Below are 11649 nucleotides of genomic sequence, written 5' to 3' on the forward strand. Positions count from 1 at the left end.
CATAATAACAAACATCCTTGGTAGCGAAAGCGCCAGCTGACTTGAGGTTACACATCCCCGTGAATGTTGATTTGCACTGCCACAGCACGGCCTCCGACGGCGCCCTGGCGCCCGCGGTACTGGTTGCGCGTGCGTTTGAAAAAGGCGTGCGAGTCCTGGCGTTGACCGACCACGACACCCTCGAAGGCCTCGACGAAGCCCGCGAAACCGCGCATTCATTGGGCATGCAACTGGTCAACGGCGTGGAATTGTCCTGCACTTGGGGCGGCGCCACCATTCATGTGCTCGGCTATGGTTTTGATCAACAAGCCCCGCCGCTGGTGCAGGCCATTGCCGATTTGCACGATGGCCGCTGGCTGCGGTCCGAAGAAATAAGCCGCAAGCTCAGCCTTAAAGGCATGCCGAACGCCCTCGACGGCGCTCGCGCCATCCAGCAGGAGCTGGGCGACAGCGGCAATGCACCGGCCCGGCCGCACTTTGCCGACTGGATGGTGCGTGAAGGGTTCGTCAAGGATCGCGCCGAAGCCTTCCGCAAATGGCTGGGCGCCGGCAAGTTGGGGGATGTGAAGCAACACTGGCCGACCCTGGAAGACACGGTCGCGACCCTGCGTGCCTCCGGGGCCTGGGTCAGCCTGGCCCATCCCTGGCATTACGATTTCACCCGCAGCAAGCGCCGCAAGCTGATCAGCGACTATATTGGAGCGGGCGGCCACGCGATCGAAGTGGTCAATGGGCACCAACCTGCCGAGCAGGTCGGCAGCCTGGCGATCCTTGCCCGCGAATTTGGTCTGCTGGTCAGCGCCGGCAGTGATTTTCATGGCCCAGGTGGGTGGTCCGAAATCGGCGAGTATCGCCAGGTACCCGAAGACCTGCCGCTCTTGTCGGGGCGATTCAAGCATGACCCCATTACTGCCACCGTCTGAACAGGTAGAACACGTGAGTCAATTCTTCCAGATTCATCCGGAAAACCCCCAGGCGCGCCTGATCAAGCAGGCCGTCGAGATCATTCGCGCCGGCGGCGTGGTGATCTACCCGACTGATTCGTCCTACGCCATCGGTTGCCAGATCGGCGACAAGGGCGCGGTGGAACGTGTAAGACGCCTGCGTCAGTTGGACGACAAGCACAACTTTGCGCTGATCTGCAGCGACCTGTCCCAGCTCGGCCTGTTCGCCAAGGTCGACACCGGCACTTTCCGCCTGCTCAAGGCGCACACGCCGGGGCCCTATACCTTTATTCTCAACGCCACCCGCGAAGTGCCGCGCCTGTTGCTGCACCCCAAGAAGCGCACCATCGGCCTGCGGGTGCCGGAACATCCCATCGCCCTGGCGCTGCTCGAAGAGCTGGGTGAGCCTTTGATGAGCGTGTCGCTGATCATGCCGGGTGAAGATGAGCCGCTGTACGACCCCTACGAAATGCGTCAATTGCTGGAAAAACAGGTCGACCTGATCATCGACGGCGGCTACGGCGGCAACAAGGCCTCCACCGTGATCAACCTGGCCGACGGTGAGCCCGAGGTGATCCGCGTGGGTTGCGGCGACCCGGCCCCGTTCATGGTCGAGGCCTGAATGTCAGCCGTGGAAACCGTTGATCCCCAGGCGGGCGCCCAGCAGGAACTGCCGTTTGCCATGGTGTATGGCCAGGCGGTCATGGAAATGCCGCTGGACCTGTACATTCCGCCGGATGCCCTGGAAGTCTTCCTTGAAGCGTTCGAGGGCCCGCTGGACTTGCTGCTGTACCTGATCCGTAAACAGAACATCAACATCCTCGACATTCCGGTGGCGGAAATCACCCGCCAGTACATGGGCTATGTCGAGTTGATGCAATCGGTACGTCTGGAGCTGGCCGCCGAGTACCTGGTGATGGCCGCCATGCTCGCCGAGATCAAGTCGCGCATGCTGCTGCCGCGTTCGGAAACGGTGGAAGCCGAAGAGGACGACCCGCGCGCCGAGCTGATCCGCCGCCTGCAAGAGTACGAACGCTTCAAGGCCGCCGCCGAAGGCATCGACGGCTTGAGCCGGGTGGGCCGCGACGTGGTAGTGCCCAAGCTCGACGCCCCCGAAGCCCGCGCACGCAAACTGCTGCCGGACGTGAGCCTGGAAGAATTGCTGATGTCCATGGCCGAGGTGCTGCGCCGGGGCGATATGTTTGAAAGCCACCAGGTCAGCCGCGAGGCGTTGTCGACCCGCGAGCGCATGAGCGATGTGCTGGAGCGCCTGAAGGGCGGTGGTTTTGTGCCTTTTGTCGAACTGTTTACTAAAGAAGAAGGGCGCCTGGGGGTGGTGGTGACCTTTATGGCGATCCTTGAATTGGTCAAGGAATCCTTGGTCGAGCTGGTCCAGAATGAGCCTTTTGCGGCTATCCACGTGCGGGCGCGAGCCGAATAAAGAGCTGAATCGATGAATCTGACTGAACCCCGCGAACTGGCGCCGTTGCTGGAAGCCTTCCTACTGGCCTCGGGTAAGCCGCAATCCTTGGAACGCCTGTTCGAACTCTTTGAAGAAGCCGAGCGCCCTGAGCCACCGGTGTTCAAGAAGGCACTGGAAATCCTGCGCAAGTCCTGCGATGGCCGCGCCTTTGAACTGCGCGAAGTGGCGTCGGGTTACCGCCTGCAGATCCGTGAGAAGTTTTCCCCGTGGGTCGGCCGTTTGTGGGAAGAGCGTCCGCAACGTTATTCGCGGGCGATGCTGGAAACCATGGCGCTGATCGCCTATCGCCAGCCGATTACGCGGGGCGAGATCGAAGATGTACGGGGCGTGGCGGTCAACAGCCATATCGTCAAGACCTTGCTGGAGCGCGAGTGGATCCGCATCGTCGGCTACCGTGACGTGCCCGGCAAACCGGCGATGTTCGCCACCACCAAGGTGTTTCTCGACCATTTCAACCTGAAAAACCTCGACGATCTGCCGCCGCTGGCCGAACTGCGCGAGATGGAAGCCGAGCCGGTGCTCGATTTCGACGACGCGCCGGTCCCCGCGAGCCTGCAGGAATTGGCCGATGCCAGCGCCGAGCCGGAAGAGCCGAAGGACGAGACCAGTTTCCATACGTTGCTGCTGGAATTGGACGATATGGAGCAGGGCATCAAGACTGACTTTGATGACCAGCTGCGTGACGGTGCCGCCGAACCTGAAACTCAACCGAACGTTGAGGGTGAGCCTGAAGTCGAAGCAGAACCAGAGCCAGAGCCAGAGCCAGAGCCGGAGGAAGACATCCTTGGCGTGGCTGAAGCGCGCGAAAAACTCCTCGCCGCCGTCGCCGCTCTCGAACAACCGCCCCTGAGCGACGAGGAAGACGAAGCCCGCGCCCTGGCAGAAGCCATCGAAGCCGAGCGTCGCCAGTTCGAAGACTGACGCAATCTGACTGTCCTTAAAAAGGATTGCCCATGAGTTCCACCAAAGACCCCTGCATCAGCCTCTGCAAATTCAGCGACGACATCTGCGTCGGCTGTGGCCGCAGCAAGCGCGAGATCCGCGCCTGGAAGAAACTCGACAAGGCCGACAAACGCACGGTCCTGGCCGAAGCCGAACTCCGATTGCTGGCCCTGGGCGCCACCGGTCGGCGGAAAAGCAAATGATTAGGGTGTTATCGACTAGTCTCTGATGCGCAACGCGCACCATGCGCGTATGATTCGCGACCCTTTGCCGAGCTATTCGGCCAAAGCCCCGCTTTCAACACTCTTCAGGCCACGCCTGAATCGACCCACCGGGAGGTGCTTAAGATGAACGACAAAGACCAGAACGACAGCCAGGAAATCGGCCCAGCAGGCGAAAAACTGCAAAAGGTGCTGGCGCGTATCGGCGTGGGCTCGCGCCGCGACGTCGAAGCCTGGATCACCCAGAAGCGCATCAAGGTCAACGGCGTCGAGGCCACCCTCGGCCAGCGCGTCGACCTGCACGATGCAATCACCATTGATGGCAAGGTCATCAAGCGTGAAGAGGCCGCCGAATCGGTGCGCCGCGTGATCATGTACAACAAGCCGGACGGCGAGATCTGCACCCGTGACGACCCGGAAGGCCGTCCGACCGTGTTCGACAAGATGCCCAAGCCCAAAGAAGGTCGTTGGATCAACATCGGACGTCTGGACATCAACACCACCGGCTTGCTGATGTTCACCACTGACGGTGAACTGGCCAACCGCCTGATGCACCCGTCCTACGAGATGGACCGCGAATACGCCGTGCGTGTACGTGGCGAAGTCGATGACGAGATGATCGAGCGCCTCAAGGCGGGCGTGGTGCTGGAAGACGGCCCGGCCAAGTTCACCGACATCAAGCAGGCGCCAGGCGGCGAAGGTTTCAACCACTGGTACCACTGCGTGGTGATGGAAGGGCGTAACCGTGAAGTGCGTCGCCTGTGGGAATCCCAGGGCCTGGTGGTCAGCCGCCTGAAGCGCGTGCGTTTCGGTCCGGTGTTCCTCAACTCCGACCTGCCGATGGGCCGCTGGCGCGAAATGAGCCAGTACGAAGTCGACATCCTCAGTGCCGAAGTCGGCCTGACGCCGGTCGCGATGCCGCAGATGAACGCCAAGAGCAAAGACAAGCTTGAGCGTATGCAGCGCAAATCGTCGCGTCCTGTGGCACGTACCGAGCGTGTGGCCCGCACCCTGCGCCCGGCGCTGAATGCACCGGCAACCGGCGGTCGTATCTCGCGTGAGCCGCAGATCGAAGGTGAGCGTCGCCCAACCGCGCCATCGCGCCAGGAAGGGGAGCGTGCGCCACGTGCACCGCGCCCGGCCCCGACCGGTGGTCGCAGCAACCGGGGTGAAGCGGATCGCCCGGCTGATAACGCCAGCACCAAGCGCCCAGCCAAGCCGGCGGCGAACAAGCGCCCTGGTCCGAAACTGGTCGCGGACGAGCCGTCGGGCAAGCGCCGTGGCGCCCCGGCCGGTTCGGGTCAGCGTCCTGGTTTTGGTCGCAAGAAGCCGCAGTGATGTAAGCGCTGCACAAAAACGCCAACCCTCGGGTTGGCGTTTTTTTATGCACAGCATTTGTCAGAACGCAAAAGTCCCATCAAACACTGGCTTGTCATCCAACGCCAACACCCCGCTGGCAAAGATCAAATCCAGGTGATGGCTGCCTTTCTGCCCGCCGCCCAAACCCAGGTGCAGCCCACAGTGGCGCTCCTCAAACCCGGCGTTGCGCGCATACAGATCCTTCACGCCTTCATTGGTGCCAATCCCCAATTCCTCGACGCGACGGTTCGACGGGTTGGCATTCAGGTACTTGTTGAAATCATCTGCCAGCCCCGGCACCTCACTGGCCACGCTGCAGATGGTCGAGTTCTCGATCCACAACTCCAGTGGTGACGCCAGCACGCCATATTTACGCGCAAACGGGATGGTGCTGAGAAAGGTGCCGACAAACCTCACTTGGCCATTGATGGCTTCACTGTGGGTGGCGATCTCGCCGGGGGCCAGGTCGTGGTTGCCGATGCCGTTGATATTGGTCCACTTCTTGATGCTGCTCATCGGCGCTTCTAGGCGTGAGCCGTGCTTGTCGGTAAAGCTCAGCACCGTGGCTTGCGACATGCGCCGGATCAGCGTGGCGTTGAGGTCGGCAATGCGCTGGGGCTCGACACTGAAGGTGTCGTAGAAGTAGTCGCCGTAATCCTTGAACAGCAGGGATTTTTTCCAGTGCTCGGCCATCACACCCTGCAGGGCGCGGATAAAGTCCGGGCCTTCGGCGCGAGGGTTGGGCAGGGTGGAAGAGTCGTAGAGAAACAGGTAGAGGTCGCAGGCTTCGATGGCCTCGGCCAGGGTGTCGCTGGCGGCGAGGTCCAGGCGCTGCACCTGGAAGTTGAAGCGGGCGGCGCTGCTGTGGGTGATCGCCTGGGCGATGGCGTCGTAGCGCTCGGTATGGCCCAGCAGCACGGTGGGGCGACTCAGGCCATTGAGGGCCGGGTGGTGCGCGAGGTAGTAGAGAAAGTGTTCGACGGCGCGGGCCTTGTCCATGACGTGTTTCCTTCTGTGCCTTGGGTAAGGAGGCAGATGCCGTGCACAGCACCTGCCGGATGCCTGCCGATATTTAGAATGGCCACATCGCGGTGCCGAACGGCACAACGGCGTCGGCTTGCATCATTTCAACGGCGGCCTCATGGGTCGGCGCTTCAAACCAATCGTCGAGTTGCAGTTCGGTTTCCAGGTCGTTTTCCAGTGCTTGCATGGTGTATCTCCTAGAGGACGTTGTTTGAGAACGGCTTGCCAACGGGCTTCGCGGGCAAGTGGGAAGAAACTAGGAGAGAGTGTTTCAAAATGCAAAAATTTTATTGACACGGTTTCATTTGGATTTTTTGTTCTGTTTTTTGTGTTTGAATTTTTCTCTAACAAATTCAGGGAACTACGCAGGCTAAATTGTAGGAAATTTCCGAGCGACAATTTTCCTTAAGATCACGGCTGTAACGTTAATTTTCCGTGCTGTAACGATTAATTTACGAGTAAAAGGCGACATTATTGGCTGACCCGGCCCTGTAAGGATTACCTGACAGATCGTCGCACTCGTCTCTCGAGGGCGCCCCCAAGCTGGCGAGCGGTGTACAATCCGCCGCGTTTTACTGTGACCCCCTTGCGTAACCACGCAACAGGCCAAGACCCCAGGGTTTACCCACCCTGATCACTCCGCCTGGCCACGAGCCGGACGGGTTCGATTTCGTCACAGATAAAAACAAACAGGTGACGCATGACCATTAGAAAGACGCTGTACTCCTGGTGCCTGCGCTGGGGTTTGAGCGGCGCTGCTTGAGTCGGTAATTCAAGGCAGCAACCTGCATTCAACATCATCAAACCTTGCGTGAGAGCCTTTTCATGAGTGTTCCCCCTTCCTCTTCAGGCGAGCTGAAACGCGGCCTGAAAAACCGGCATATCCAGTTGATCGCCCTGGGTGGCGCCATCGGCACCGGCCTGTTCCTCGGCTCGGCCGGGGTGCTCAAATCCGCTGGCCCGTCGATGATCCTGGGCTATGCCATCTGCGGCTTCATTGCCTTCATGATCATGCGCCAGCTCGGCGAAATGATCGTCGAAGAGCCGGTCGCCGGTTCCTTCAGCCACTTTGCCCACAAATACTGGGGCGGTTTCGCCGGGTTCCTGTCGGGCTGGAACTGCTGGATCCTGTACATTCTGGTGGGCATGTCGGAGCTGACGGCCGTCGGCAAGTACGTGCATTACTGGTGGCCGGAGATCCCGACCTGGGTCTCGGCCGCAGCGTTCTTCGTGCTGATCAACCTGATCAACTTGGCCAACGTCAAAGTCTTCGGTGAAGCCGAGTTCTGGTTTGCCATTATCAAGGTGGTGGCCATCGTCGGTATGATCGCCCTGGGCAGCTATTTGCTGGTCAGCGGCAGCGGCGGGCCTCAGGCCTCGGTGACCAACCTGTGGGAGCACGGCGGTTTCTTCCCCCATGGCGTCGGCGGGTTGGTGATGGCCATGGCAATCATCATGTTCTCCTTCGGCGGCCTGGAAATGCTCGGCTTCACCGCCGCTGAAGCCGACCAGCCACGCACCGTGATCCCGAAAGCGATCAACCAGGTGATCTATCGCATCCTGATTTTCTACATCGGTGCGCTGGTCGTACTGCTGTCGCTGACCCCATGGGATAGCCTGCTTACCACCCTCAACGCCTCCGGCGATGCCTACAGCGGCAGCCCGTTCGTGCAGGTGTTCTCGATGCTGGGCAGCAACACCGCTGCGCATATCCTCAACTTCGTGGTCCTGACCGCCGCGCTGTCGGTGTACAACAGCGGCACCTACTGCAATAGCCGCATGCTGTTGGGCATGGCCGAGCAGGGCGATGCGCCTAAAGCATTGGCGAAGATCGACAAGCGCGGCGTGCCGGTGCGTTCCATCCTCGCGTCGGCGGCGATCACCCTGGTGGCGGTGCTGATGAACTACCTGATCCCGCAACACGCGCTGGAACTGCTGATGTCGCTGGTAGTGGCCACTCTGGTGATCAACTGGGCGATGATCAGCTTCTCCCACTTCAAGTTCCGCCAACACATGAACCGCACCGGCCAGGTGCCGCTGTTCAAGGCGCTGTGGTACCCGTACGGCAACTATGTGTGCCTGGCGTTCGTGGTGTTTATCCTGGTGATCATGCTGATGATTCCGGGGATCCAGGTGTCGGTGTACGCGATCCCGGTGTGGGTGGCGTTTATGGCGGTGTGTTACTGGGTCAAGAACAAGCGCAGTGCCCGCGCAGCCATGGGCACAACGGGGACGGTTCTGGAGTAGGACCTTTCCTCAAACAGAAAACCCGGCGCCGTGCCGGGTTTTTTGTGTGCAGGGGCAGGTTAGAATCGCCCCTCGTTTTTTCAGCCTGCCTGGAGGCCCCATGCAACACACCGACATCGACGGCGGCGCCTTGCAGCGCGATGAGCTGGAAGTCCTGATCGACCAGCATGGCGGCCCCTTGCGTCTGATCGGAGTGGATTTGAGCGGCGCTGATCTGTCGCGCATGGCCTTGGATCATTGGGTGTTCGAGCGCTGCATCCTGGTCCAGGCCTCCTTTCTCGGTTCGCGCCTGGAAGGCACGCAGTGGAAAAGCTGCCGCGCCAGTCTCGCCATTTTCGAAGCGGCGAACCTGTTGGAAGCGCACTTCCACAGCTGTGACCTGAACAACACCCGCTGGCAGCGCAGCAAGCTGTCCCAGGCGAGCTTTGAGCACTGTAAATTGACCGGCGCCAATTTCACCCATTGCGCCTCGCTGGGCTTGAGCTTCAGCGAAACGCGGTTGAACAGCGCCTTCTTGTCCGGGCTGTCGTTTGCCCGCACCGTGCTGAATAACCTGGATTTCTCCGACAGCGATTTATCGGATGCCGACTTTCGCAAGGCCGAACTGATCGATTGCAGCCTGGCCCACGCTCGTATCAACGGCGCCAATTTTGCTGGCGCCGACTTGCGGGGGGCGGATTTAAGCGGGTTTCGCCTGAATGATGCCAAACTGTTCAAAGGCGCCGTGATTTCCAAAGCCCAGGCGTCGATGTTGTTGTCCGAGTTGGGCTTGTCCGTTGCTTAAGGTTTTTGATTGATGCTGGTGATTTCCAACAATGTGCAGCTGCCCGACGCCGAGATCGAGCTGACCGCCATTCGCGCCCAGGGCGCTGGCGGGCAGAACGTCAACAAGGTGTCGAGTGCCGTGCACCTGCGATTTGATATCCCGGCGTCGTCGCTGCCGGAGTTTTACAAGGAGCGGCTGCTGGCGCTGCGCGACAGTCGGATCACCAGTGAAGGCGTGCTGGTGCTCAAGGCCCAGCAATACCGGACCCAGGAGCAGAACCGCGCGGATGCGTTGGAGCGTCTGGTGGAGTTGATTCTCAGCGCCACCAAGGTGGAGAAGAAACGCCGCCCGACCAAGCCGACCCTGGGCTCGAAAAAGCGCCGTCTCGAATCCAAGACCAAGCGCGGCAGCATCAAGGCCGGGCGCGGCAAGGTCGACTTCTAGTCGTCACGCGCCTCGCGGGCCTTGGGTGCCTGACGGTACAGGTACAGGCTCAGCAGCAAACCACCCAGGGCTGCAAGGGCGGCGAAGAGGAAGATCGACGCAAAGCCGAAGCCAGCTGCCACGGCCCCGGCGAGCGGTCCGGTGATGCCCAGCGACAGGTCGATAAACAGTGAGTAGGCGCCCACCGCCGAGCCGCGGCTGGATGCTGGCACCAGGTTGACGGCCTCCACCCCGAGCGCCGGGAACACCAGGGAAAAGCCAAAGCCGCTCAACGCCGCGCCAGCCAGGGCCAGGTTGGCGTCCGGCGCCAGCCACAGCAACAGCAAACCGAGGATCTCCACCGACAAGCAGGCAATTGCCACGCGAAAGCCGCCGATCCGGTTGATCAGGTTGCCGAACAACAACCGTGCGCCGATAAAGCTGGCGCCGAACAGGCTCAGGGCCCACACCGCGTTATCCCAGTGCTGGGTGGTGTAATACAAGGTGATGAAGGTGGCGATGGTGCCAAAGCCGATGGAACCCAGCGCCAAGGCACAGCCATGGGGCAATACGCGGCCCAGCACATTCATGAAGGGCAGGCGCACGCCGGCAACGATTGGTGCAGCGACTTTGTTCCAGGCCAGCAGCAGGCCGACGATGGCCAGCAAGATAATGCTGACGCCCATGCTCCACAGCCCGAAATTTCTTACCAGCAACACGCCCAGTGGTGCGCCGACGGCCAGCGCGCCGTAGCTGGCGATGCCGTTCCAGGAAATCACCTTGGCGGTGTTCTGCGCGCCGACGCGGCCGATGCCCCAGCCGATCGCGCCCGAACCCACCAGGCTTTCCGCGCTGCCAAGGACCAGGCGGCCAATCAACAGGCTGCCCAGGCTCAAGGCCGGCAGGCTGGAAAACCACGCCGCGAGCAGCATGAACACACCGCTCAGGCCGCAGCCCACCAGGCCGATCAGCACGGCGCGCTTGCTGCCCAAGTTATCGATGATTTTGCCCGCGTACGGGCGGCTCAGCAGGGTAGCCAGGTATTGCACGCTGATCACCAGGCCGGCAATCACCGCGCCGTAACCCAGCTCACTGTGGACATAGCCCGGCAACACGGCCAGTGGAATGCCGATATTCAGGTAGCCAATGAAGGTGAACAACACGATGGAAACAACTTGCAGCGTGACCGCCATGGGGCGCTGGGTATCGGGCATGGGAAAGGTCCACTGTCGCGGCAGGTAAAGATAGGCTGCTAATGATACCGGTGGTTTTGCTTGTGCAGGGCGGTAAAACGCAAAAACCTCCGCTCAGAAAGACGTCAGGCTTGGGCAGGGGCCAGCAATTGGGTGGTGACCAGGGCGGCCAGGGCGTTTTCCTGGGTGCCGAAGCGCTTGAGCAGCAGCGCTTGTTTGTCGGCGCTGAGGCGGTTCCAGATCTCGACCATCTGCAAGGCCGCGTCGAGTACGGCGGTATCCGGGTTGTCGGGGAGGGTATCGGTCATGGCGGGCGTCTCGATGGGTTCAGGCAGTGTGGAAAGCGCTCAAAGCTGCGCTTTCCACACGGTCTGGTACGGCGTCAGTCCTGGCTTTCGCTGTCGACTGGTTTTGCTTCTTTGGCCTCAGGCTGTTTATCACTGGCCTGCTGCGGTGTTGGCTGCTCTGTAGGGTGCAGGCTTGGGAAGGGGAGATTAGGTATCTCGTGCATCGTCGTCGCTCCTCGCAAGGTCTGTTTTTTCAATCGCAGGTGATTCCGCGCTCTCAAAAAGCCTTGGCAGGATACAGCACTGCAAATGACAAAAAGATTTTAATGTCGGCAGATGGATGAACTTTCATCGTTTAAACGGTCGTTCGGCTAGAACGGCACCTTGCCCAGAATCATGTCGCGGTACATCACAAAATCCCCCAACAGGCTGTAGAACGGGTGTTGAAAGGTCGCTGGGCGGTTCTTTTCGAAGAAGAAGTGGCCGATCCAGGCAAAGCTGTAACCGGCAATCGGCAAGGCGATTAACAGGAGAAGCGAACCTCTGCCGATGGCGTACGCCAAAATACCGATCACCAGCGTGGTGCCGATAAAGTGCAGGCGCCGGCAGGTGCTGTTGGCGTGCTCAGCCAGGTAATAAGGGTAAAACTCAGCAAAGCTATTGAATCGCTTGACGTTTTCCACGGTGACCGGCCCTTTGATTGTTGTGCCGCCCAACAGATGTTCGGCGGGGAGCTTATTTGAGTCTAGAGTGATCAGTGG

14 protein-coding genes are annotated in these 11649 nt (G+C 60.5%); 9 read left to right on the plus strand and 5 right to left on the minus strand.

Annotated features, from left to right (window positions below):
* Positions 1–59 precede the first annotated feature (59 nt).
* The 6 genes from HX812_RS09935 (at position 60) to rluB (ending at position 4928) form a co-directional block, all read left to right on the plus strand.
* Positions 60–923, plus strand: a complete 864-nt coding sequence (locus HX812_RS09935; protein WP_038851593.1) for a PHP domain-containing protein — start codon at positions 60–62, stop codon at positions 921–923.
* A gap of 13 nt (positions 924–936) precedes the next feature.
* Positions 937–1566, plus strand: a complete 630-nt coding sequence (locus tag HX812_RS09940) for an L-threonylcarbamoyladenylate synthase (protein WP_033896346.1) — start codon at positions 937–939, stop codon at positions 1564–1566.
* Between the two features lie 120 nt (positions 1567–1686).
* On the plus strand, positions 1687–2385 hold the full coding sequence (locus HX812_RS09945) for a ScpA family protein (protein ID WP_177053511.1): 699 nt from the start codon (positions 1687–1689) through the stop codon (positions 2383–2385).
* Positions 2386–2397: 12 nt separating this feature from the next.
* Positions 2398–3348 carry an SMC-Scp complex subunit ScpB gene (gene scpB / locus HX812_RS09950; RefSeq protein WP_038851594.1) on the plus strand — a complete coding sequence of 317 codons (951 nt, stop codon included), beginning with the start codon at positions 2398–2400 and terminating at the stop codon, positions 3346–3348.
* Between the two features lie 32 nt (positions 3349–3380).
* Complete coding sequence (locus HX812_RS09955; RefSeq protein ID WP_038851595.1) at positions 3381–3572, plus strand: DUF1289 domain-containing protein; 192 nt, start codon at positions 3381–3383, stop codon at positions 3570–3572.
* Positions 3573–3716: 144 nt separating this feature from the next.
* The gene (gene rluB, locus HX812_RS09960) at positions 3717–4928 is read left to right on the plus strand and encodes a 23S rRNA pseudouridine(2605) synthase RluB (RefSeq protein ID WP_038851597.1); all 1212 of its coding nucleotides are present in this window, start codon (positions 3717–3719) and stop codon (positions 4926–4928) included.
* Positions 4929–4988: 60 nt separating this feature from the next.
* Here the strand turns inward: rluB and HX812_RS09965 are convergent, their stop codons facing one another.
* On the minus strand, positions 4989–5948 hold the full coding sequence (locus tag HX812_RS09965) for a hypothetical protein (protein ID WP_033896342.1): 960 nt from the start codon (positions 5946–5948) through the stop codon (positions 4989–4991).
* 73 nt (positions 5949–6021) lie between these two features.
* A complete protein-coding gene (locus tag HX812_RS09970; RefSeq protein ID WP_003175756.1) occupies positions 6022–6159 on the minus strand; it encodes a hypothetical protein in 138 nt (45 codons plus the stop codon).
* 638 nt (positions 6160–6797) lie between these two features.
* Here HX812_RS09970 and HX812_RS09975 point away from each other — a divergent pair.
* The 3 genes from HX812_RS09975 to arfB all read left to right on the plus strand — a co-directional run bounded on the left by HX812_RS09975 (position 6798) and on the right by arfB (position 9429).
* Entirely contained in the window at positions 6798–8219 is a 1422-nt protein-coding gene (locus tag HX812_RS09975) for an amino acid permease (protein ID WP_033896340.1), read from the plus strand.
* Between the two features lie 100 nt (positions 8220–8319).
* On the plus strand, positions 8320–9003 hold the full coding sequence (locus tag HX812_RS09980; protein ID WP_038851599.1) for a pentapeptide repeat-containing protein: 684 nt from the start codon (positions 8320–8322) through the stop codon (positions 9001–9003).
* A gap of 12 nt (positions 9004–9015) precedes the next feature.
* Complete coding sequence (gene arfB / locus HX812_RS09985; protein ID WP_017737978.1) at positions 9016–9429, plus strand: alternative ribosome rescue aminoacyl-tRNA hydrolase ArfB; 414 nt, start codon at positions 9016–9018, stop codon at positions 9427–9429.
* Here the strand turns inward: arfB and HX812_RS09990 are convergent.
* The 3 genes from HX812_RS09990 to HX812_RS10000 all read right to left on the minus strand — a co-directional run bounded on the left by HX812_RS09990 (position 9426) and on the right by HX812_RS10000 (position 11571).
* The gene (locus HX812_RS09990; RefSeq protein ID WP_038851600.1) at positions 9426–10622 is read right to left on the minus strand and encodes an MFS transporter; all 1197 of its coding nucleotides are present in this window, start codon (positions 10620–10622) and stop codon (positions 9426–9428) included. The genes arfB and HX812_RS09990 overlap by 4 nt on opposite strands.
* 104 nt (positions 10623–10726) lie before the next feature.
* Positions 10727–10909: a hypothetical protein gene (locus HX812_RS09995; RefSeq protein WP_038851602.1), complete on the minus strand. Its 183-nt coding sequence runs from the start codon at positions 10907–10909 to the stop codon at positions 10727–10729.
* A 350-nt stretch (positions 10910–11259) separates the two neighbouring features.
* Entirely contained in the window at positions 11260–11571 is a 312-nt protein-coding gene (locus HX812_RS10000; protein ID WP_038851615.1) for a DUF962 domain-containing protein, read from the minus strand.
* Positions 11572–11649: the final 78 nt, after the last annotated feature.

Origin of the sequence: Pseudomonas sp. IPO3749, assembly GCF_013386605.1 — a bacterium.
GTDB lineage: Bacteria > Pseudomonadota > Gammaproteobacteria > Pseudomonadales > Pseudomonadaceae > Aquipseudomonas > Aquipseudomonas azotoformans_A.

Excerpts from the sequence above, each read along its gene's own strand:
- HX812_RS09970 (WP_003175756.1), bottom strand. The coding sequence starts at position 6,159 with ATGCAAGCACTGGAAAACGACCTGGAAACCGAACTGCAACTCGACGAT.
- HX812_RS09980 (WP_038851599.1), top strand. The coding sequence starts at position 8,320 with ATGCAACACACCGACATCGACGGCGGCGCCTTGCAGCGCGATGAGCTG.
- HX812_RS09965 (WP_033896342.1), bottom strand. The coding sequence starts at position 5,948 with ATGGACAAGGCCCGCGCCGTCGAACACTTTCTCTACTACCTCGCGCAC.
- HX812_RS09990 (WP_038851600.1), bottom strand. The coding sequence starts at position 10,622 with ATGCCCGATACCCAGCGCCCCATGGCGGTCACGCTGCAAGTTGTTTCC.
- HX812_RS09975 (WP_033896340.1), top strand. The coding sequence starts at position 6,798 with ATGAGTGTTCCCCCTTCCTCTTCAGGCGAGCTGAAACGCGGCCTGAAA.
- HX812_RS09955 (WP_038851595.1), top strand. The coding sequence starts at position 3,381 with ATGAGTTCCACCAAAGACCCCTGCATCAGCCTCTGCAAATTCAGCGAC.
- HX812_RS09995 (WP_038851602.1), bottom strand. The coding sequence starts at position 10,909 with ATGACCGATACCCTCCCCGACAACCCGGATACCGCCGTACTCGACGCG.
- scpB (WP_038851594.1), top strand. The coding sequence starts at position 2,398 with ATGAATCTGACTGAACCCCGCGAACTGGCGCCGTTGCTGGAAGCCTTC.
- rluB (WP_038851597.1), top strand. The coding sequence starts at position 3,717 with ATGAACGACAAAGACCAGAACGACAGCCAGGAAATCGGCCCAGCAGGC.
- arfB (WP_017737978.1), top strand. The coding sequence starts at position 9,016 with ATGCTGGTGATTTCCAACAATGTGCAGCTGCCCGACGCCGAGATCGAG.